Below are 21,904 nucleotides of genomic sequence, written 5' to 3' on the forward strand. Positions count from 1 at the left end.
ACCAGTTGCTTGATCAGCTCCGGGTCAAGGTTCAAGCCCTTGCCCGGTTCAATCGTCACTTCTTCCTTGCGTTTGCGTGGCATAAAGTGGCTCCTTGGCCATCAGTTTATGCCTCACACACAAGGTTCCGGATAGGCTCGTCGCTCGGGATCATCGTGCTGGCAGGTTGCTTTGCCATGTTCTTGCTGAACAGCAAAGCTGCGATCGGAGGCGAAGATCTCGTTTCACCTGTCGACTAAGTCACGTGGTCGTAGTCATTCTTTAGCGGCTTCCAACATCAGGAGGGGTGCGACATCCCCCCTCCTGCGTAGAGCACCGCTCGGCTGACCAACCACAGGTGCTCTTACGCGGGTGCGGTGATCGGACGCTCGCCCGTCACCGACAACTCGTAGCCCGAAACGGCAACTAGACTGCGCCGATGATTCGATAACAGGATCATCTTTTGAATGCCGAGTTCGGCTAGCACCATGGCTCCTGCGCCGTAGTCACGAAGCTCTTGCACCTCGGCGTCATGATCATCTTGATCGCGAAGTCGAACTGCGGTAGCGAACGCATCCGCACGAGGTTTGTTGATGATGACCACAACTCCCGCCCCTTCCTCGGCAATCATCGCCATCGACCGAGCTAAATAGGTTGACTCTTCACCCGATTCACCAAAGGCATCAGCGAAGAGAGACAAGGCGTGCATCCGCACGAGAACCGGGCGGCTCGGATCGATAATGCCTTTGACCAGTGCGACTTGCTCAGTCTTGGTGGCTTTATTCCAGAACACATAGGCTAGCCACTCGCCGCCCCATTTGCTTCTAAATGTCGCGGTAACCTTGCGTTCGAGCAGATGGTCGTGTCGCAACCGATAGGCGATCAGATCCCGAATCGTACCGATCTTCAGATTGTGTCGCTTACCGAATTCGATGAGATCTCCCATGCGAGCCATTGTGCCGTCGTCCTTCATGATCTCGCAGATCACTCCCGAAGGATTCAGTCCGGCCAGACGCGCCACGTCCACTGACGCCTCGGTATGACCCGCTCGAATCAGAACGCCGCCATTGCGTGCACGCAAGGGGAAGACATGACCAGGCGTGGTGATGTCGGTCGCCCCTTTTGTGGCATCGATGGCGACAGAGATCGTACGCGCGCGGTCCGCGGCTGAAATGCCTGTGCTGACATCTTCGCGTGCCTCGATCGAGACCGTGAAGGCCGTCTCATGGCGCGTTCCATTAGTTCGGCTCATTGGCTCCAGCTCAAGCTGTTCAACTCGTGCTTCGGTCAAGGCCAGGCAAATCAATCCCCTGCCGTGGGTTGCCATGAAGTTGATCGCTTCCGGCGTCGCCATCTGGGCAGGAATAACGAGGTCGCCTTCGTTTTCACGATCCTCGTCGTCGACCAAAATGAACATGCGTCCGTTACGCGCTTCGTTGATAATTTCCTGAGGCGGACAAATGTAGGATCGGGATTCAGTGGACATACTTGCTTCTTTTCGCACAGTTGATTCTCCGTCGACAGTCGCTTCGTGCGCTGCTCGCATCCGACGTTTGCGGACGTTGAAATTAAATGAAGCTCACCGGCTAGAACCAGTCAGCCTCATATTTTACGCACTCTTTAGAACGAGAATATTATTTTCTCATTCACGATGAGAGCAGTCGGAAGTTTCGGCGCCATTACTGTTCCCGGATTGGTTACCAGAGATGCCGTCGAGATGAGATAAATGCCAGGTCTTACACGATAGGAATATGAAATCGATACATCGGTTGAAACTGTCGACGTATTCTGAACCCCATGAGCCGCCTCAAAGGATTGCAAGTCGCGGCTCTCAAAAGTCTGGCTAAACCCAAGCGAAAACATATCGAACGGTCGATTTTCAAATGGACCGACCCAAAACAGGTTGATCGAATAATCCTTCGTAAAGAAATTTCGATCCGATGGCGCCGCGTCAACTTTGATATCAAGATTGAGACCGCCCGGGTTATGGGCATTTTTTGTCAGCTGCACCGTGGCACCGGCGTAAAAGGCGTGGTTGTTGTTAGCCACACTCCCGTCGAACCGCGTGTAGTTCGTTGTGTTGTAGATGACACCAGCTCGAGCCCAAACGGGCAGACCTCCCCCCTGAGTCATTCCAGTCTTATATCCGATTTCGTCAATGAATAGCGCTTTTGTATTTGGGGTGCGCCAACGGAAGCCAGTGGGATTTTGCCCCAACTCCACCAGCGAGCCGTCGGGGCTGACGCTTCTTGAAATTCCGAAATGATTATAAAAATTCTTGGTCCATGGGTCACGAACCGTAATTTCTGCGGTCGGAGTTGGCGTATATACGCTGAGACCGGCCATCGCAGGAATCACGCTGGACAGACCTTGCGCCGCAGATCCTGCGTTTCCAGTCAGATTCATGCCGACAAAGTCTTGAATCGTCAGCAGATAACCCGCCTTGAGCTCTAACGTATTATCGAGCAGTGGTTGAACAATGCCCATTGTGGTCATCGCCGGGTGCATAACAGGCGCCTCGCCCGTGCGACCGTCTGAAAAGATATTCGACGCACTGCCAGTAAACTGTGCGCCCACCGGGAATCCAATTCGGCTCAGATCGTATGTGACATAGACATTGCTGATGTTATAGGCGCTGGGTGTTTGCCCCGCGTAGTATTGCGCCCCGCCACGATGCCCATTCAACACATCATAATCGAACACCGGCGAAGTCGATGCCTGGATCCCCCAGCCATGATCTGCCAGGAATTCCCGAAAGCCGAACAGGTTTGGGGCAACTGTATCGCACACTGACGGCAAATAGATCGTGCTCATGATACGGGTGTTGTACTTATCGAATCTCGCGCATTCCATATTTTCCATCGGCGGTAAACCTTCCGGGGCTGGAACCGCCGGGGCTAGTCCCGATTGCGCGAGGGACGCATTCGGCGCGGGCGTGTCCGCCGGCACCTGTGGGTCTGGCGCGGACGTATTCACCTGCGTTTGCGCATCCGCCATACATTCGGACGTTCCGGCGACGGAAAGCAGACACGCAAGCGCAATTGCCTTGAGATTCGACGGCGAAGTTTTTGCTGCAAACCAATATGGCACCACAGTCTCCTCCTAATTTTTTGAGCGGCCAGTTACTGGTACTGGGAGTCATGTTCGTCTTCGTGTCGCAAAAAAAATAGGTGCATCTATCACGGCTTGCATTCCGTCCGACGTCGATAGGCGAAATCGCCTTACATGAAAATGCCGTAACATACGTGGGTAGCGCCTCGGCAGGCCAGATATCTGTGGCTCTTCTGATCACCTTGGCCTGCTCGGTATAAACCTGCGGTTGAAGCGGTCCGCCATCAGTGATGCAGCCTGCAGCCATCGGTACGTCATCGTCGGCCGCGATCTTCGTTTCGTGGTCGTCGAGCGTGACCACGATCGGCGTCGAATGCGCGTTTTTGTTATGGAACCCGCAACAGTAACAGCAGTGCGCTAAGCTGGACGGCGACATACGAAACGAACGTCCAATCGTCAGCTGAGTACTTACAGAAGGGACGGCCGTCAAACGGGGACGTTGTAGCGCGGTTCAACATTCACTCGTATACCCAAGCGTTGCGCCAAACGTGCTGCCGACATCGCCGTGGTTGGTCCAACCTGACAACGTGTCGACAATCGCTCGCGCGGGATCCTCTCCTTGAATTCGAGAGTCGAGCAAGCCCGATAACGGTATCGAGACGAGCCAGTAGAAAGTCGGCACTGGCCCGTGCTTCAGCGATGCCATTCCGCACTGACGGCCCTTGCGACCGATGATGAGCCGCCTAGTCGCCTACGACGCAGATTGCTGGAGATGGGCTTCAGTTCGCATACGTTTTTCCTGGTTCTCGAATGTCTTCAGCGCGAACGCACAGGCCGACTCGCCCGGACATAGGGGCCCCTGTTCGACGCCGGTGGGCACCCGGCTATTGCCGACACCACAGCGCCAATAAGTGAAGTACAACGCGCCAGGAGAACTAACCGCCCTGGCCTCGAGTGCCCTGAACGGATCCGAGTTGATTTTTCCCAACTACGGAACAAGGTTGATGTCGGTACGACCACCCAGCGTGCGAGCGATCGCGTGCCCGCGATGATAGCGGCCGCTGTTATCGAGCGGATGCCCTTTCATTCGCGTCGCAATGACGGCTCTCGATTCGTGATTTCGGCCCCTACTGCCCCCCATGCAGCCACGAGACGTTCAGCCGCGACGTCGAACAGATACGAAAAGCCCGCATCCGATGTTTCGAGCAATTCGCAATCTGGTGCATAGCTCGCGTAATCCTGCGCCCACATCGCGACGAGCAGCGGCCCCACATCCTTGCGAAAACATTCCGGCGTCGATTCGCGCGACGGGCGCCTCAAGATGCTGTTAAGCGGCCCGCGATGGTCGATCATTGCTCCCTCCCGATAACTCACGACGCAATCCGAGGTGGCCTCGAATGAACGATGCTCCAACGCATACACTTTTCCGTTCGGTTGAAGGCGCCCGCCTTCTGGTCGCGCTCAAAGTCGACAATCCGGTGGATCAGCATCGCTCTCGTCGGTGTTGTCGTGTCGAGCACGGCTACCGAAGAGCATTGCCCGACTCACCGGATAGCGGTGCGCAATGCGATTCAGAAATACATCTGCCGCGCGGGCTGTTCCTGGATCAACAGACGGATTCGCGGAATTCTCCCTCACCACCACGGTGAATTACACGGCCTCATCGTATGTTTCTTCGCGGCCATTAGATCACCCCGCTCACAATCGACGACAACCGCACCGGATCGCCTTCTACCAGATTCTTGACGGCGGACAGGCCGGAAAGCCCACCGCGGACGGCCGAGGTCTGCACAAGCGCAACACAATCGTCAATACCGCAGAAATAGCGCAACTTTAGTTCGTCGGGCTACGGCCGTCATGACTCAGCCCAAACGTGGCGTGGGCGGCTTGGCTTGACCTGCCTATTGTTGCTTCGCACACGACACTGAGTTCGGACAGCGGGCCTTTATCTACCGCACGGGCGAACCTAGACTTCGGTCATCGACTCGAGACAACGTCGTCTCGTCGCAGAAACGCGGAGGAAATGATCATGAAATCGCTCGTCCAAACCCTCGCCGTCGCGCTGGCGCTCAGCGTGCCGATCGTCACTTACGCGCAGCAGACGAACCAGCCGGTCACCCGGGCTCAGGTCCGCGCGGAACTGAAGCAGCTCGAACAGGCCGGCTACAACCCGCGCGACTGGTTCTATCCGGAAAGCCTCCAGGCAGCCGAAGCGAAGATCTCGAATCAGCACGCGATGCCGCAAACCGACCAGACCGGCTACGGCCACGACGGCGGCGCCGCCACCGAATCCGGCAAGTAAGCCCCGCCTCCTTTCCCGTTCGCCTCCGGCGGGCGCCCGCACCGGCGGCGCGCCCGCATCGGCGGCCACCCGTTCCACACAAAAACCAACCATGCCGGCTTCTTTTCTCCATCGCGCGCTGCGATCGAGCGCGCTCGCGGCGCTCGCGTCGGTCACGCTGCTTCTGGCAGCCTGCGCCAGCACCTCGACCGTCACCTCCACCAGCCAACCCGACGTCTACACTGTGACGTCCGCGGCCAGCATGGCGCCGCTCGCGTGGGCGAACGCCCATGCGAAAGCCGCGAGCGAAGCCACCGGTTACTGCGCGCGGCTCGGCATGCGTGAAAGCACCCGGTCGGAAGCCCTCGTCGGCGGCGCACCGTATCAGAAGATTCAACTGCAATTCGAATGCCATCGGACACTGTGATCGCCGCCGCACGGCCGTGATCGACACGCCGGCCCGCTTGCCGGCCATTCCCCCGCCCCCGATCCTGGATTAACATCGTGCGTCCCGCCGCGCCTGCTCCACGCCCGGCCAACCTCTCGATCGACGCCCGCGATGATGCTCCTCCTCGTCATATTGGCCGGCCTGTGGGCCGGGCTGCAGAACTCCCTCGCCGGCGGCGGTTCGTTCGTCACGCTGCCCGCGCTGATCGTCGCCGGCATGTCGCCGCTCGCCGCGAACATCACGTCGACGGTCGCGCTGTTCCCCGGCCAGGTCACGACCGGCTGGGCGAGCCGCCAGAACGTGCGCGGCACGGCCGCGCTGTCGTTCCGCGCGCTGTTCGCGGTCAGCATCGTCGGCGGCGCGCTGGGCGGCCTGCTGCTGCTGAAAACGCCGTCGTCGATCTTCGCGCGCCTCGTCCCGTGGCTCGTGCTGTTCGCGACCGGGGTGTTCGCGTGGGGCAGTTTCTTCCGCAAGCCCGGCGAGGCGACCGTGCATCTCGGCACGGCCGGCACCGCGCTCGCGCAGTTCCTGATCGCGATCTACGGCGGCTATTTCGGGGGCGGGATCGGCTTTCTGATGATGGCCGCGCTGACGATGGCGGGCCTCGCGCCGCGTCACGCGGCGTCGACGAAGAACGCGCTCGCGGGCGTGATGAACGCGTCGGCCGTCGTGCTGTTCGTGACGTCGCCGCAACTGCACTGGGGCCCCGCGCTCGCGCTCGGCGCCGGCGCGATCGTCGGCGGGCTGCTCGGCTCGTGGGCGCTCCATCGCGTGAACGAGCGCCTGCTGAGGATCGGAATCGTCTGTATCGGGATCGCGCTGACGATCGGCCTGTTCGTGAAGCCGATCTGACGTCGGCCGTTTGCCGGGCAGTTTAGCCCAACGGCTTAGCCGAACGGCTGAACGCCGATCAGCCAGCGGTGCAGGAACAGCGCGAACACGGCCCAGACCGCGAGGCCGGACGCGATCGCGACCGCGTTCCCGCGCACGCCGCCGGCCGGATACCGGACGCCGGCCTTCTGATCCCGCGCGCGCGCCGCGAGGAAATCGACGAACGACCACACGAGGAATGCGCCGAACAGCACGAGCGCGTTCAGCGTGCCGTTCGCGAGCAGATGCCCGACGGCCCACGCCATCACGCCGGCCAGCATCGGATGGCCGACGATCGACTTGATACGGTTGTTCGGCACGTGCGACGCCGCAATCAGCACGAACGCGATCGCGGTCAGCAGGCCCGTCAGATGCCGCGCGGCGATCGGCGGCACCCATAGCTGAACCGCATCCGCGCGCGAGAGCCCGTAACCCCAGATGATCAGCACGAGGCCGACGCCCGACGCGATCGAATAGCGCCCCTTCCAGCCGCGCTCGCCATAGCGGGCGATCTGCGCGCTGCGCCAGTCGTCCGCGAAGATCCGAATCGAATGCACACCGAGAAAGATCACCAAACCGAGAATCAGCACGAGCATCGGTTGTCTCCGTCATGAATGGGAATGCGGGGCGCGATGCAGCGCGCCCGGCCGGCGCGCGCTCGCGTGATCGGATGAAGCGGATGAAGCGGATGAAGCGGATGAAGCGGATGAAGCGGTTGAGACGGTTGAGACGGTTGAAGCGGTTGAATCAAACGCGTTACCGCGCCGATGCGATCACGTCGGCGACGGCCGCCGTCAGTTTCTTCGCGTATGGCACGTGCAGGAACTCGTTCGGCCCGTGCGCGTTCGACTTCGGCCCGAGCACGCCGCACACCATGAACTGCGCGGACGGGAAGCCCGCCTGCAGCACGTTCATCAGCGGAATCGTGCCGCCGAGCCCCATATACGCGCAGTCGGCGCCGAAATGCCGGCGCGACGCGGCGTCGAGCGAGCCCGCGAGCCACGGCGCGAGATCGGGCGCGGCCCAGCCGGTCGCCGCGCCCGCATCGGGCTTGAACGTGACCTTCGCGTTGTACGGCGGATCGAGCTCCAGCAGTGCCTTCAACTGCTGCACCGCCTGCGCGGCATCGACGAGCGGCGGCAGCCGCAGCGACAGCTTGAACGCGGTGCGCGGACGCAGCACGTTGCCCGCGTCGGCGAGCGGCGGCAGCCCAGCCGCGCCCGTCACCGACAGCGACGGCCGCCACGTCGAATTCAACAGCGCGTCGCGCGGGTCGGTCGTCGTCGGCAGCACCGGCTTGCCGTCCGCGCCGCACGCCCACGGCAGCCCCTTCCAGACGGCGTCGCCGAGAATCGCGGCGGTCGCGTCCGCCTCGTGCAGCTTGCTCGCCGGAATCTCGCAGTGGAACACGCGCGGCAGCAGGTTGCCGGTCGACGCATCCTCGAGCCGCTCGAACAGCTGCCGCATCACGCGGAAGCTCGACGGCGCGATCCCGCCGTAGACGCCCGAATGGATCCCCTCTTCGAGCACCTCGACCTGCAGGTCGCCCGACACGAGCCCGCGCAGCGACGTCGTGAGCCAGAGCTGATCGTAGTTGCCGGCGCCCGAGTCGAGGCAGACGACGAGCGACACCTGGCCGAGCCGCGTGCGCAGCGCGTCGACGTAAGGCAACAAATCGTAACTGCCGGATTCCTCGCAGGTCTCGATCAGGCCGACGCAGCGCGGCCGCTCGACGCCCTGCTCGTCGAGCGCGCCGAGCGCCGCGAGGCTCGCGTAGATCGCATAGCCGTCGTCGGCGCCGCCGCGGCCGTAGAGCTTGCCGTTCTCGAATTTCGGCGTCCACGGGCCGAGATCGGCGCGCCAGCCGTCGAATTCGGGCTGCTTGTCGAGGTGGCCGTAGAGCAGGATCGTGTCGGTGCTGCCCGCGCGCGTCGCGGGCGTCTCGAAGAAGATCACCGGCGTGCGGCCGGCCAGGCGCACGATCTCGAGCTTCAGGCCCTTGACCGGCTGGCGCTCGGCCCACTGCGCGGCGTCGGCGACGACGCGCTCGAGATAGCCGCGCGTCGCCCAGTCCGGGTCGAACGCGGGGCTTTTGGCGGGAATCGCAATGTAGTCGGTCAGCGCATGGAGGATCTCGTCGTTCCATTTGCGTTCGACGAACGCGGTGAGCTTGTCGTGATCGAGGGCGGGAGCGGTATCGACGGAAGTCATGGGGGCGGCCGGTTCGGACTGACGAAAACACCGATGATAGCGCCGTTGGCGCCCGCCGGCGACGTGGCGGGCCCGCGCCGTGAGCGTTTCACCACGGGCAACGATCACCGGCGAAACGCGGCTCCCGGACGCCTATAGTGAAAGATGTAGCAACACTTCGTTGCACGCACGTAAACGGGAAAAGCGCGACAATCAGTCACATTGCAATCCCGGATGGAGCCTCATCATGCAGGCCGAGATTCCGATTCAAGTTGCCGGCGCCGTTGTCGCGATCGGGTTTTACTTCCTCCCGGCGCTCGTCGCCGACCGGCGGCACCGCCACGACGCGCTGACGATCGCGCTGTTCAACGCGCTGTTCGCGTGGACCGGCATCGGCTGGCTGCTGACGCTCTACTGGGCGTGTCAGCCGAACCCGTCACCGGATGTCGTCAACGAAATCCACGCGAACCGGCGCGGACACAGTATGCGGATCTTCTCGGCCGGGCTCGTCGAGCGCGTGCAGCGGCGCATCGTCGCGCAGGAGCGCTGGACGCACAAGCACCATTCGCACCATTCGCCGCACTGAGACAATCGCGGCGGTGTAGCCGTGGATTACGCGGCCGGGCTGTAGCGACGGGCCTGCATGCGCAGGCGGGCGAGACCAGCCGGAATCGCGCGCGGTTGCGGCGCGAGCACGTCGCGATGGAACGTCTCCTGACGGAAATGGCCGCGCTCGTCGAACCACTGGCAAACGAGTTCGTCCGCGTCATCGAAAACGCCCGCGAAGATGACCGTCATGCGGGGACCACCCGACTTCAGTGTCACCACATCGCCGATGCGGAATCTGGTACGGTGATTGTCTCGGTGAATCGTCATGGCTCTCTCAGAATATTTGTACGATTGTGCCGGCCTGTCGGCGCCGGCATCTCCTGCCGGAACGAAGATTAACAATCACAAAATAAATCAGCAACTCCCATTTACGCGATAATCGCGAAAACGACACGAATATGTCCGATTCGCACCGGGTTTTCCCGAAAGCATGGCGAAATCAATGTGTCACCTTTAAAAAAACACCATCCGGACAAGCGCTTGCAATACGGATGTCATATTCCCGGTATAGCAACAATCTGATTAACTGGCAGTAAAACTGTTAATTCAGCGCGCGCACGATATCACGCCAGAAATCGCATCCGACGATCGAAGCGCGCGGCACGGCGCCCGCCCTCGTCGCGAGCCTGAGATGGCCGCTCGCCTGAGTTGTGGCGGCGCAGATCGCGGGCACCACAGCTCGCGGAAGTAACTTCGCGGCGAAGGCGCGCGACTTGTGGTGCGCGTGGGCAGCGCCCGCAGGCGAAGGGCCCCGGGCACACCAAAGCACGCTCGCGGCGGGCTTTGGTGTGAGGTTTCCGCGCAAGTAGTTGAGCCTTGGCGGCGAAGATATAATTGCCGCAGCGGGCGTCTGCAGCGCCCGGGTACGCTGCACGATAACAATCAGGGCCTGCTGCGAGGCGGCATCGCAGCCCATGCATGAAACGAATTCCGTATACAAAAAAAATCTATCTGGATCGGTGCGCACGCCGAACGCTCGACAATATGACGAGCCGGCCGACTCGGAAAAAGTCGTTCCGCGTCGCGCGAGAGAGGGTGACGATCCGTGCGCCCGAAAAATTCATGGCTAGGCGCGATGACTATCGACGCGGCATCTTCACGTTCTTCCAGGACGTCACCTCATGGTTGCAGCGTGGCGCTCACGTGAGGCTGGACTTCAAGCCGATCAAGCAGATGCATCCGTGCGGAACGCTGATGTTCCTGGCAAAGCTGGATATTTGGTGTCACATGCACCCAGGGAAGCTGTCGGCGACCTACCCAGAGGATGAAGTTGTAGAGCAATTGTTCCAACACTTCGGAATTCTCGAGGCGCTCGGACTCCCGGCGCGCCTCCAAGTGACTCACGACCATGTGAAATTTTGGTTCTTCTTCAGTGGGAACAAGGTCGAGCCCGGCGGCTACAGAGATTTGACGACGGCCGTCAGATCGAGCATTCAGCATCCGGAGCCGATTCTTTTTGGAGACTGCCTGAACGAAGCGGTTACGAACGCCGTGAGTCACGCCTATGAGTTCGAGAACGACAGGCTGCCGCCACCTGCGATGCGCAAATGGTGGATGCTTTCGCAGTTCAAAGATGACAAGCTTTTTGTGGCAATCTATGACCATGGCGTCTCGATCCCTGAGTCACTTCGCCGCAAACCCGAATGGGTCGACTATGTCACGCTGAGGCGGTTCAAAGATGCTAGGCTGATAAAGGTGGCCGCGAACAGCTTTCGTACGAGTACGCGCCTCAAACACCGCGGCAAGGGACTGCCCGAGATGCTAGAATTCTCGACCAACCTTTTGCAGGGCGGCCTTTCGATTCTAAGCAACGACGGCGGATGGACGTATCGTGCCGTGGATCGCGTCGAGTCGACGGTGTCGTTCGCCAAACCGCTTCCCGGGACTCTGCTGCTTTGGGAGTTGGCGTTTCGCCCCGGAGTGCAGCCATGAACGTCAAGATGATTTCGATAGCCAAAGACTATTCAGATGAACCTGGCGGCCGCTATTACACCGACGGCCCGCACTCCGGACAACGCTTCCGCGAGGAATTTCTTGCGCCCGCACTTCGCAACAACGAGGTTGTCGAAGTAGACATTGGCGACGTCCTCGCCTTCGGCTCATCGTTTTTGGAAGAAGCCTTCGGTGGCCTAGTCCGGCTGGGATTCGCCGCCAGGGATCTCCACAATCGTCTGCGAGTTGTCTCGGGCTCGCCAACCCACCAAAAGCGCATCTGGCGATACATTGACGATGCCGGCGCCGTTGTCGCCTGAGCTGCATGTCCGTTGCTAGCTTTATCAAAGACTATGGGTCGGCCATTCCTTGGCTGCTTGTGACGGTTGGATGGTTCATCTCTAACGCTCAAGCGAATCGGCGCGAACTTCGCAAGGAGGTTCGATCCGAGATTTCGGAGCTGGAAAACATCGTCAAGGATGTTGGAAAGGAACTGCGATCGTATTACGCGACGGCCCCGGCGTCCGATCTGGCGCACGAGCGCGCGCTCAACATAAAAATGAGCATGAAAGCGTTGGATAGCCGGTTTGATCGCCTTTACTGTCATAACCTTGGCGAGTTCCCGGCCGAGCCTCCCGTCGAGATACAAAGCGTCCGCGAGCAGTTTTTCGATGCCGTGACGGGGGAGAAATTCGAGTCTGCCGTACGTCCTGTGGGGCAAGAGCTCGCCACAATCCTCGCGAAGCAACATTCCGCAGGACTCAAGCTCATCGATGGCCTTTATTCGGCGCTGCTGAAAGAATTCAATTAGTCCGCCATACGCCATGCCGGCCCCGCATCGCGATTTGAAATAGGGTCATTCGCCCAACTCAAGGTTGACTCCGATTCTTGGGCGAGCACCAGCTTGCGACTCTCCCGCCCCGTCCTTAAGCGTCCGCTAAGCCCCGCCCGTTTATCATGAGGGCCATCGGTCGCCGCCACGGCGCCCAACCGGAGAAACACGAAGTCATGCGCGTACTGCTCGTCGAGGACGATCCGCTGATCGGCAGCGGGCTCGAACAAGGCCTGAAACAGGAAGGCTTCGCGGTCGACTGGGTCAAGGACGGCGAAGCGGCGACGCTCGCGCTGCGCACCACCGGCTACGGCCTGCTGCTGCTCGATCTCGGCCTGCCGAAGCGCGACGGGCTGTCGGTGCTCTCCGCGCTGCGCCGCCGCGACGATACGGTGCCCGCGATCGTTATCACCGCGCGCGACGGGCTGTCCGACCGCATCGCGGGCCTCGACAGCGGCGCCGACGACTATCTGGTGAAGCCGTTCGCGCTCGAGGAACTGCTCGCGCGCATCCGCGCGGTCAACCGCCGTCACGCGGGGCGCGCGCAGACCACGGTGTCGATCGGCCCGCTGCGGCTCGACCCGATCAAGCACCAGGTCTGGCTCGACGACGATGAAGTCACGCTGTCGCCGAAGGAATTCGTGCTGCTGCACGAACTGATGCGCGACCCCGGTGCGGTGATCTCGCGCGAGCAGTTCGAGGAACGTCTGTACAGCTGGGGCGAGGAAGTCGAGAGCAACGCGGTGCAGGTCCACATCCACAACCTGCGCAAGAAGCTCGGGCACGACATGATCCTGACGGTGCGCGGCGTCGGCTACCGGATCGGCGAGCGCGGATGAACGCACTGCATCGCGCGAAAGCGCACTGGCCCGGCATCTCGCTGCGGCGCCGGCTGCTGCTCTGGCTGCTGCCCGCCGCGTGCGTGCTCGGCGTGCTCGCGAGCGCGGGCACCTACTGGGGCGTGCTGCGCGAGCTCGACGACATCCTCGACGACCAGATGCGCAGCATGTCGAACCAGATCGTCGTCGGCACGGACGGCACGCTGTCGTTCCGCAATCGCGGCCCCGGCGTGCATCCGTATCGCGCCGACGATCTCGACGCGGTGCTGCTGCAGGTCTGGCGCAACGGCACGCTCGTGTATTCGACCGACAACGACGCCGGGCTGCCGCCGCCCGCGCAGCCCGGCATCGCGACGCTCGACGTCGAAGGCCAGTCGTGGCGCACGTACGTGACGCAGCGCGCGGGCACGACGATCCGCCTCGCGCAGGCGCGGCGCGCGCGCTGGGCGGCGATCGCGGGAATCGCCGTGCATCTGCTGTGGCCGGTGCTGTCGCTGCTGCCGGTGCTCGCGCTCGGCCTCTGGTTCGGCATCGGCTACGGGCTGCGGCCGCTGCGCGCGATCGCCGAAGGCCTGAAACGTAGCAACGCGAACAATCTCGAACCGGTCGACATCACGACGATGCCGAACGAAGTGCGTCCGCTCGCCGAGGCGATCAACGATCTGCTCGTGCGCCTCGATCGGTCGTTCACGCTGCAGCGCCACTTCATCGCCGACGCCGCGCACGAGCTGCGCACGCCGATCATGGGGCTGTCGATCCAGTCGCAACTGCTGCAGCGCGCGACGACGCCCGACGCGCGCGAACGCATCCTCGCGCAGATTCACTCCGGCACGACGCGGCTCGCGCATCTCGCCGAACAGTTGCTGACGCTCGCGCGCATCGAGCCCGACGCGCAGGACACCGGGTTCGCGCCGGTCGATCTCGCGGCGCTGTGCCGCTCGGTGGTCGTCGACCGCGCGCGCATCGCCGATGCGCAGCGTGTCGATCTCGGCGTGGTCGGCCCGTCGTCGCCAGTCGTCGTCGACGGCAATGCGGACACGCTGCGCGTGCTGCTGAACAATCTCGTCGACAACGCGATCCGCTACGCGGGCGCCGGCGCAAGCGTCGACGTGAGCGCGAGCGCCGGCGCCGACGGCTCGCCCGTGCTCGAAGTGTCGGACGACGGCCCCGGCATTCCGGAGGCCGAGCACGCGGACGTGTGGGAGCGCTTCTATCGCGGCGCGGACGTGCAGACGTCGACGCCGGGCAGCGGCCTCGGCTTGTCGATCGTCAAGCGGATCGCCGAGCGGCATCGCGCAACGGTTGCGTTGTCGACGAGCGCCGGCGGGCACGGCCTCACGGTCACCGTGCGCTTCGGCGCGAGTGCGCGAGCGGCGTGACGCGTTGTCCACAGATTTTGTTGGCAAGCTTGTGGATATCCTGAGCACCGCATCGTTAAGCCATTGATCCGACGGCGTTTGCCATCCGTGACGCACACGCGCCGCGCGAAGGCGGGATCGGCGCGATCCGCCCGCGACTTCTCCACAGTTTTTGTTGGCAACGATGTGGATAGCCTGCGCATACCCGACTCAAGCCGTTGATCGCAAAGACTTTTCCGATGGCGTCACGATTTGGGCAGCGGCTGCGCGCCGCTAACCACGCGCCACTAGCCGTGCGCCACTCTATCCACAGATTTTGTTCACAAGCATGTGGATATCCTGAGCATGCCGCGCGCAAGTCGTTGAGCGCGCAACGTTTTGTGTCGCGTGTCACGCTTGCGGCACCCGCAGCGTGTCGCTCAGCCGAGCGCCGCGAGCACGATGCGCGTCGCCGCCGCGATCACGTCGTCGTTCGGCTGCGCGTGCGCGCGCGACTGCACGTAGTACACGGTCAGCACGACCGGCCCGCGCGACGGCGGCCAGATCACGCCGACGTCGTTCGACGCGCCGTAGTCGCCGGTGCCCGTCTTGTCCGCGACCTGCGAGCCCGCCGGCACACCCGCGCGAATCCGCTTGTCGCCGGTCGTGTTGCCGCGCATCCAGTCGACGAGTTGCGTGCGCTGCGCGGCCGGCAGTGCATCGCCGAGCAGCAGCGCGCGCAGGCTCTCTGCCATCGCGGCGGGCGTCGTCGTGTCGCGCGCATCGCCGGGCAGCGCGGTGTTCAGCTGCGTCTCCCAGCGGTCGAGGCGGAACGCGTGGTCGCCGATCGATCGCGCGAACGCGGTCACCGCCGGCGGCCCGCCGATCTGCCTGATCAGCAGGTTCGCGGCCGTGTTGTCGCTGTACTGGAGCGCCGCCCGGCAGAGTTCCGCGATCGTCATCCCCGCGCCGACGTGACGCTCGGTCACCGGCGAGTAATGCGCGAGGTCGCCGCGCGCGTAAGCGATGCGCTGCTGCATCAGCGCCGGAAGCTCGACGCTGCGCGTGAGTACGGCCGCGCTCAGCATCGTCTTGAACGTGCTACAGAACGGAAAGCGCTCGTCGGCGCGATGACGCACGTCACGGCCGCTCGCCGGATCGAGCGCGCACACGCCGAGACGGCCGCCCGCCGCGCGCTCGAGCGCCGCGAGCGATGCGCGCGCGGCATCGTCGGGCATCGTCGGGCGTCGACGCGCGCGCACGCGCGGCAACGGCGAGTGGCGCCGTCGCGGCGGCCAGGAGCAGGAGGCGGCGTTGCGAAGAATGGATCATGCCGGTGGTTCTCTCATAAAAAAAGGCGCGAGTTTTCCACAGATTTTGTTGGCAACGATGTGGATATCCTGGGTACCCGGCACCTAAGCCGTTGATCGGATGGGGATTCCCATCGCGCGTCACCGCAGCGGCACGCCGCGCATCCCGGCCATGCCGATGCGCGATGCGCGCGCATCGCCCAGCATCGCGCAGCCATCGGATGCCGCTTGTCCACAGATTCTGTTGGCAAGATTGTGGATATCCTGCGCATGCGCGATCTAACCCATTGAGCGCGCAGCGATTTGTCCGACGCATTCGCAAATGGGCAGCATAGGCGACTACGGGCAACGGCCAGCGACGACGGGCAACGGCCGGCCGGCGGCGCAATCCCGCCGCGCCGCGCCGCCTTCGCGTCAACTCACGTCAATGCTTCTCGAGCGTCCCGCGCAGGTCGCGTGCCTTGTCGCGTAGCGCCTCGTAGCCGGAACGCGCGTGCTCCGGCAGATCGGGATCGCCGATCAGCGCGCCGAGCGTTTCGATCAGGCTGAACAGGATCCCCTTCGCCGCGCCGGCCGCGATGCTCTGCGACTCGATCGATTCATGCAGATGGTTGACCGCCGCCTCGAGATCCTCGAGCTTGTCGCTCTCGCCGTTCTTGCCGCTCTCGTCGCTCCCGCCGCGCGTGTTGTCGGTCGTCATCGTCAGCCTCCGCCAGAATTCGAATGGGATGCACCGATTCTATGCCGTGCCGCGCGAAACGTCGCGCGAACGTCACAGCATCGACACCACCTTCACGCGCGTACCCGGCTCGGCCGACGCAACCGCCTGCCCGTCGACGCGGCGGAACGTCAGCGACACGCTGTCGTCGCCGACGCGCAGTCCGTCGAGCCGCAGCCAGTCGACACCTTCCGGCAGCGCCGGGCGCTCGATCCGCACCTCGCGGCGCGACGCGTCGACGCTGACGCCGAGGCACGCCTGCAGCATCATGAACGGCGCGCCTGCCGCCCACGCCTGCGGCAGGCACGCGACCGGATACGCGGTCGGCGGCTCGCCGCGCCGGCGCGGAAAGCCGCAGAACAGCTCGGGCAGCCGCATCTCGAAACTCACCGCGGCCTCGAACAGCGCGCGCAGCAGGTTCAGCGCGGCGGCCTTGTCGCCGTAGCGCGCGAGGCCGCGCGCGGCAAGCGCGTTGTCGTGCGGCCAGACCGAGCCGTTGTGGTACGCCATCGGATTGAAGCGCGGCTGGCCGGCCGCGAGCGTGCGCACGCCCCAGCCGGTCTGGAACAGCGCGGAGCCGAGCACGCCCGCGACCGCCTCGCCGCGCGCCGGCTCCGGCAGCCCGAACGCGAGCAGATGGCCGGCATTCGACGCGAGCACGCGGCACAGCTCGCCGTGGCCGTCGAGCGCGATCCCGTAGAAGTTCGCCTCGGGCATCCAGAACAGCGCCTCGACCTGCTCGCGCAGCGTCTTCGCGCGCAGCGCGTAGCGCGTCGCGTCGGCCGCGTGGCCGCGCCGCTGCGAGCACATCGACATCGCGTCGAGCGCCGCGCACGCATACGCCTGCACCTCGACGAGCGCGACCGGCCCGTCCGGGAAGCGCCCGTCCGCATGGAACACCGAGTCGTGGCTGTCCTTCCAGCCCTGGTTCGCAAGCCCCCGCTCCGACGTGCGCTGATAGTCGAGCAGCCCGTACGGATTGCGGTCGCACTTGTCGATCACCCATTGCATCGCGCGCTCGAGCGCGGGCCACAGCTCGTCGATCAGCGCATCGTCGCCGGTGTGCTCGACGTACGCGCCCGCGAGCACGACGAACAGCGGCGTGGTGTCGACGCCGCCGTAGTACAGCGCGAACGGCACCTCGCCCGTCGCGGCCATCTCGCTGCGGCGGAACTCGTGCATGATCTTGCCCGGCTCCGCGTCGCGGAACGCGGACGTCTCGCGCGCCTGATGCGCGGCCAGAAAACGCAGCACGCCGCGCGCGAGCGACGGCTGCAACCACAGCATCTGCAGCGACGTGACGATCGCGTCGCGGCCGAACGGCGTCGAGAACCACGGGATCCCCGCGTACGGGTACGGGCCGGTGTCGAGCGGCGTGGTCAGCAGCCCGAGATCGGCGAGCGAGCGCTCGAGCCATGCGTTGAACAGCGGATTGCTGGTGCGCACGCGCGCGATCGTCGCGCGGCGCGCGCGCATCGCGCGGTGCACGCCGACGAGCGCCGCGCGCACCGACGCGCGGCCCGCCGCGGCCGGTATCGCGGGCGGTATCGCGGGCGCACTCGCGGCCGCGGCCACATTCGCTGGCATATTCGCGGCCGCGGACGCCGCCGACGGCGCAGCGGCGCCCGCGGACGCGATCGTCGCCTCGGCGGTCACGTAGATCGACACGCACGCCTGCGCGGCGATCGTCAGCGTGTAGTCGGCGCGATCGACCGACAGCGCGTCCGGCTCCGGCGAGAAGCGGATCGCGACCGCGCGCTCGACGCCGTCGAGGCCGTCGTAGCGCAGCCGCACCTCGCCCGCCTCGACGGCCGGCGGCGCGATGTTGCCGCGCCGGTCGCGACGCGTGCCGCGCACTTCGAACATGTCCTTGAAGTCGGCCGCGAACGACAGCGACAGCGGCACCTCGGCATCGCTCAGCCCGTAGTTCGTCAGCGACAGCATCTCGTACAGCACATTGCCCGCGACCACACGCAACCGCTCGATGTGGATCACGCCCTCGGGTGTCTCGTGGCCGCCGAGCGGCGGCAGCGGACGGTTCGTCAGGTGCGCGGTGAACGACGCGTTGTCGGCGCTCGTCGCGCCCGACAGCAGCGACGGCGCGCGGCCGCCGAACGTGAGCCGCCATTGCGACAGCACGCGCATGTCGTCGACGAAGAAGCCGTCGTCGCGGCCGCCGATGTCGCCGAGCGTGTCGCTGACGACGAACGCGTCGCCCGACTTCAGCACGTACTGATTGCCGCGCGTGCTCGTCTGCGGATCGGCTTCGGGCGCGATGAACGCGGCGCCCGGCGCCTCGCCGGCGGATGCGGCCCGCGGCGCGCGGGGCGTGGTGTCGTCTGCTTGGCTCGTCGGCATGCATCCTCCTCGTCTTGCGCGCCGCGCGGACATGTGCGGCGCATGTCCGCACAGAATAGGACAGATCGCGGCAGGCAAGCAGCGACATGCGATTCGTGCAATCCACGTGCGCCGCACGCCCCGCCCAAAAGAAAGCGGGCCGCCCGCGGCATTGACGCCGCGAGCGGCCCGCTCGCCCTCCCTCGTGCCCCTACTCTTCGATGGTCAGAACTTCCACAGGATGTTGCCGAGCAGCGCGTTGTCGTGCATCGAGTTACCGAACTGACCGCTGTACGACACGCCGAGCGTCAGGTTCTTCGTCGCATTCACGTCGAGTCCGAGCTCGAGCACCGCGCTGTCGCGTGCGAGCGGCACGCCCGAGATCTGGAACGCCGAGCTGCCGCCGTTGAACGCGAACGCCGACGTCGACGAGGTGTCGCCGAACGCGTGACGCCAGCCGACCATCGCATGCGCACCGAGGTTGCCGGTCGTGTTCACGTTGAGCTGCGTCGCGGCCCGCACGCCGAGCGTCGAGAACACGACGCCCTGCGACGTCGCCCCGCCGCTCAGCGCAGCCGCGCCGCCGCTCTCCGTGAACCCGTTCGTATGCAGATGCACGTACGACAGATTCGCGAACGGCTCGAACGCGTACGCGCCCGCCGGCAGCGCGTAGCCGACCTCGCCGAACACCTGCGTCGAGTTCGCGCCATAGCCGGCGGAGTCGTGATCGCTGAAGCCCGTGAACGCCGGATTGCGGTTCGTATCGATCCGGTACCACGTCTGCGCGACGCCGCCGCGCAGGCCCAACGCGCCGTACTGCGCGCCGCCGTACAGGCCGAGGTAGTAGCTGTTGATCGACGCGGACGCATTGTCGTCGGCATCGAGCGAGCCGTGCGTGACGCCACCCGCGAGACCCACGCGCACCTGGTCGTTCACTGCCATGTCGGCACCGGCGATGAAGCCCTCCTGATGACGATCGACACCCGACGCGTTGCCGTTGCCGCTGAGCCGGCCGCTGCTGCCGTACACGCGCCCCCAGACCACCGGACGATACGGGGTGCCGCCGACGCACGCATCCGCCGAGCCTTGCGACTGGCCGGGCTTCGCGTCACCGTGCGCGGCGCCGTTGTCGCAGAGCGACCCACCGCCTTGCGACAGCGCCGCGAGCGGGCCGCTGCTCGGCGCGACGCCCTGACGCGCGCGATCGACCATCGCCTCGCGCACGTAGCGGCTGTCGAGCAGCAGCGCGCTCTTCGTCGTCGCATACAGGTCGCCGTCGAGCTGCGTGAGCGCGGCGCGCGCGGTCGGCGCGTCGGTGGTGAGCAGCGCGGTGTAGAGCGGGCTGCCCGCGCCGAGCGTGCCGAGCGCGCCGCCGACGGCCGACTGGTCCGGCGTCGTCGCGACCGACGTGAACGGCGTGCCGTTCGTCGCGAGACGCAGATAGACGTCGTTCGCGTCGTAGCTGAGCGTCGGCGTGACGAACGCGTACGTCGAGTTCACGCCGGAGAACTGCCCGGTCACGCCGGCGCCGGCGCTCAGGATCTTGTACGTCGTGTTCGCCTGATAGGTCGCCTGCGCCGCCACCGCCTGCACGGTGCCGCCGTTGATCGTCGCGTTGCCCGTCGCCGCGATCATCCCCGATTGCTGCGGATTCACGCCGACCTGGAACGTCGAGCCGGGCTGGAACGTCACGTTGCCCGCGACGTGCAGCGTCTGCCCGGGCTGCGGCACCGACGCGGTGCCGCCGCTCGACACGTAGAGCCCGCCGATCGTGCCGCTGCCGGTGACGGTCGCGCCGTTCTGCACGGTGACCGGCGAGTTCGCGAGCGAGCCGTTGACCGCCAGCGTGCCCGCCTGGACCGTCGTCGGGCCGGACAGCGTGCTCGTGCCGGTCAGCAGTTCGGTGCCGGCGCCGGACAGCGTCAGCGGGCCCGTGCCGGTCAGCGCGCCGCCGAACGTGCCGTTCGAGCCGGTCAGCGTCAGCGCGGTCGCGCCGAGGTTCACCGTCGTGCCGTTCGCGCCGGACAGTGTGCCGATCGACTGCGGCGCCGTTGCGCCGCTGATGTCGAACGTCGCACCGGGTTCGGCAAGCAGCACCGGAGCCGTCGACGCGAGGCTGCCGCCGGGGCCGATCGCCAGCGTGCCGCTGTCGATCAGCGTGCCGCCGGTGTACGTGTTCGCGCCGCTCAGCGTCGTCGTGCCCGTGCTGTTCTGCACGAGCTCGCCCGGGCCGGCAATCACGCCGCTCAGGCCGAGATCGTTCGAGCCGTTCACCGTCAGCGTCGACCCCTTACCGAGGTTGACCGCGTTGGCGAGCGTCGTCGGCGCGCTCGCGCCGAGCGTGCCCGCGCCGCTGACGTTCAGCGCGCCCGTGCCCAGCGCCGAGTTGTTGCCGACGGCCAGATTGCCGCCGTTCAGGTTCGTGCCGCCGGTGTACGTGTTCGCGCCGGTCAGCGTCTCCGTGCCCGGGCCCGTCACCGTCAGTGCGCCACCGTTGCCGCCGATCGTGCCGGCATAGGTACCATTGGTCGCGTTGTTCATCGTCAGCGCGTTCGCGCCGAGATTCACGTTCGAACCCGTGACACCCGTCAGCGTGCCGATCGACTGCGGCGTCGTTGCGTTGCTGATGTCGAACGTTGCGCCGTTGCCCGTCAGATCGACCGGGCTCGTCGATGCCAGGCTGCCGCCCGTGCCGATCGCCAGCGTGCCGCCGTTGATCGTCGTGCCACCGGTGTACGTGTTCGCACCGGTCAGCGTTTCCGTGCCCGGACCGTTCAGCGTCACGCCGCCCGTGCCACCGATCGTGCCGCCGTAGGTGCCGTTCGTCGCGTTGTTCATCGTCAGCGCGTTCGCGCCGAGATTCACGTTCGTGCCGTTGACACCCGTCAGCGTGCCGATCGACTGCGGCGCCGTTGCGTTGCTGATGTCGAACGTCGCGCCGGTGCCCGCCAGATCGACCGGGCTCGTCGATGCCAGGCTGCCACCCGAACCGAGCGCCAGCGTGCCGCCGTTGATCGTCGTGCCGCCGGTGTACGTGTTCGCACCCGTCAGCGTTTCCGTGCCCGGGCCGCTCAGCGTCACGCCACCCGTGCCGCCGATCGAACCGCCGAACGTGCCATTGGTCGCGTTGTTCATCGTCAGCGCGTTCGCGCCGAGATTCACGTTCGTGCC

General features: G+C 64.8%; 19 protein-coding genes and 1 pseudogene. 10 read left to right on the top strand and 10 right to left on the bottom strand.

Annotated elements, in window-relative coordinates; translation table 11 throughout:
* Positions 1 to 239 (top strand): hypothetical protein (locus HZI36_RS26875; RefSeq protein WP_218884348.1); only part of this gene is annotated, 239 nt, incomplete at its 5' end.
* Positions 240 to 343: 104 nt separating this feature from the next.
* On the opposite strand, the gene ribB is transcribed toward HZI36_RS26875, so the two are convergent.
* The 3 genes from ribB to HZI36_RS26880 all read right to left on the bottom strand — a co-directional run bounded on the left by ribB (position 344) and on the right by HZI36_RS26880 (position 4,383).
* The gene (gene ribB, locus HZI36_RS26145; protein ID WP_218884350.1) at positions 344 to 1,465 is read right to left on the bottom strand and encodes a 3,4-dihydroxy-2-butanone-4-phosphate synthase; all 1,122 of its coding nucleotides are present in this window, start codon (positions 1,463 to 1,465) and stop codon (positions 344 to 346) included.
* Between the two features lie 134 nt (positions 1,466 to 1,599).
* Entirely contained in the window at positions 1,600 to 3,069 is a 1,470-nt protein-coding gene (locus HZI36_RS27415; protein WP_179405575.1) for a carbohydrate porin, read from the bottom strand.
* A 1,044-nt stretch (positions 3,070 to 4,113) separates the two neighbouring features.
* Complete coding sequence (locus HZI36_RS26880; protein ID WP_218884352.1) at positions 4,114 to 4,383, bottom strand: hypothetical protein; 270 nt, start codon at positions 4,381 to 4,383, stop codon at positions 4,114 to 4,116.
* Between the two features lie 676 nt (positions 4,384 to 5,059).
* On the opposite strand from HZI36_RS26880, the gene HZI36_RS26160 reads away from it, so the two are divergent.
* The 3 genes from HZI36_RS26160 (at position 5,060) to HZI36_RS26170 (ending at position 6,611) form a co-directional block, all read left to right on the top strand.
* Positions 5,060 to 5,332, top strand: a complete 273-nt coding sequence (locus tag HZI36_RS26160) for a DUF4148 domain-containing protein (protein ID WP_179405576.1) — start codon at positions 5,060 to 5,062, stop codon at positions 5,330 to 5,332.
* Positions 5,333 to 5,423: 91 nt separating this feature from the next.
* Positions 5,424 to 5,738, top strand: a complete 315-nt coding sequence (locus HZI36_RS26165) for a hypothetical protein (protein ID WP_179405577.1) — start codon at positions 5,424 to 5,426, stop codon at positions 5,736 to 5,738.
* 135 nt (positions 5,739 to 5,873) lie between these two features.
* Positions 5,874 to 6,611, top strand: coding sequence for a sulfite exporter TauE/SafE family protein (locus HZI36_RS26170; RefSeq protein ID WP_179405589.1), 738 nt, complete (start codon positions 5,874 to 5,876; stop codon positions 6,609 to 6,611).
* Between the two features lie 35 nt (positions 6,612 to 6,646).
* Here the strand turns inward: HZI36_RS26170 and HZI36_RS26175 are convergent, their stop codons facing one another.
* Both HZI36_RS26175 and HZI36_RS26180 read right to left on the bottom strand, forming a co-directional pair.
* On the bottom strand, positions 6,647 to 7,225 hold the full coding sequence (locus HZI36_RS26175; RefSeq protein ID WP_179405578.1) for an NnrU family protein: 579 nt from the start codon (positions 7,223 to 7,225) through the stop codon (positions 6,647 to 6,649).
* Between the two features lie 160 nt (positions 7,226 to 7,385).
* Positions 7,386 to 8,840, bottom strand: a complete 1,455-nt coding sequence (locus HZI36_RS26180) for a M20 family metallopeptidase (RefSeq protein ID WP_179405579.1) — start codon at positions 8,838 to 8,840, stop codon at positions 7,386 to 7,388.
* A gap of 226 nt (positions 8,841 to 9,066) precedes the next feature.
* Here HZI36_RS26180 and HZI36_RS26185 point away from each other — a divergent pair, with 226 nt between their 5' ends.
* Positions 9,067 to 9,405, top strand: a complete 339-nt coding sequence (locus HZI36_RS26185) for a superinfection immunity protein (protein WP_179405580.1) — start codon at positions 9,067 to 9,069, stop codon at positions 9,403 to 9,405.
* A gap of 26 nt (positions 9,406 to 9,431) precedes the next feature.
* Here HZI36_RS26185 and HZI36_RS26190 read toward each other — a convergent pair whose 3' ends face one another.
* Positions 9,432 to 9,695, bottom strand: a complete 264-nt coding sequence (locus HZI36_RS26190; protein WP_179405581.1) for a YodC family protein — start codon at positions 9,693 to 9,695, stop codon at positions 9,432 to 9,434.
* Positions 9,696 to 10,346: 651 nt separating this feature from the next.
* Between HZI36_RS26190 and HZI36_RS26195 the strand changes: the two genes are divergently transcribed.
* The 5 genes from HZI36_RS26195 (at position 10,347) to HZI36_RS26215 (ending at position 14,410) form a co-directional block, all read left to right on the top strand.
* Positions 10,347 to 11,360, top strand: coding sequence for an ATP-binding protein (locus HZI36_RS26195; protein ID WP_179405582.1), 1,014 nt, complete (start codon positions 10,347 to 10,349; stop codon positions 11,358 to 11,360).
* Positions 11,357 to 11,680 (top strand): STAS-like domain-containing protein, encoded by a 324-nt coding sequence (locus tag HZI36_RS26200; protein ID WP_246327230.1) that lies wholly within the window; start codon positions 11,357 to 11,359, stop codon positions 11,678 to 11,680. The genes HZI36_RS26195 and HZI36_RS26200 overlap by 4 nt, the downstream gene beginning before the upstream one ends.
* A gap of 5 nt (positions 11,681 to 11,685) precedes the next feature.
* On the top strand, positions 11,686 to 12,171 hold the full coding sequence (locus tag HZI36_RS26205; protein WP_179405583.1) for a hypothetical protein: 486 nt from the start codon (positions 11,686 to 11,688) through the stop codon (positions 12,169 to 12,171).
* Positions 12,172 to 12,368: 197 nt separating this feature from the next.
* On the top strand, positions 12,369 to 13,031 hold the full coding sequence (locus tag HZI36_RS26210; RefSeq protein WP_179405584.1) for a response regulator: 663 nt from the start codon (positions 12,369 to 12,371) through the stop codon (positions 13,029 to 13,031).
* Positions 13,028 to 14,410 carry an ATP-binding protein gene (locus HZI36_RS26215; protein WP_179405585.1) on the top strand — a complete coding sequence of 461 codons (1,383 nt, stop codon included), beginning with the start codon at positions 13,028 to 13,030 and terminating at the stop codon, positions 14,408 to 14,410. Before HZI36_RS26210 ends, HZI36_RS26215 begins: the two co-directional genes overlap by 4 nt.
* A gap of 398 nt (positions 14,411 to 14,808) precedes the next feature.
* On the opposite strand, the pseudogene bla reads toward HZI36_RS26215, so the two are convergent.
* From bla to HZI36_RS26235, 4 genes and pseudogenes are all read right to left on the bottom strand, one after another.
* A pseudogene (gene bla / locus HZI36_RS26220) lies at positions 14,809 to 15,700 on the bottom strand (class A beta-lactamase).
* A gap of 402 nt (positions 15,701 to 16,102) precedes the next feature.
* The gene (locus HZI36_RS26225) at positions 16,103 to 16,378 is read right to left on the bottom strand and encodes a hypothetical protein (RefSeq protein WP_179405586.1); all 276 of its coding nucleotides are present in this window, start codon (positions 16,376 to 16,378) and stop codon (positions 16,103 to 16,105) included.
* Positions 16,379 to 16,450: 72 nt separating this feature from the next.
* Positions 16,451 to 18,754, bottom strand: a complete 2,304-nt coding sequence (locus tag HZI36_RS26230; RefSeq protein ID WP_179405587.1) for an amylo-alpha-1,6-glucosidase — start codon at positions 18,752 to 18,754, stop codon at positions 16,451 to 16,453.
* Between the two features lie 204 nt (positions 18,755 to 18,958).
* On the bottom strand, positions 18,959 to 21,904 hold a 2,946-nt coding region (locus tag HZI36_RS26235), incomplete at its 5' end, for an autotransporter outer membrane beta-barrel domain-containing protein (protein ID WP_179405588.1).

Source organism: Burkholderia guangdongensis, assembly GCF_013403875.1.
Classification (GTDB): Bacteria; Pseudomonadota; Gammaproteobacteria; order Burkholderiales; family Burkholderiaceae; genus Burkholderia; species Burkholderia guangdongensis.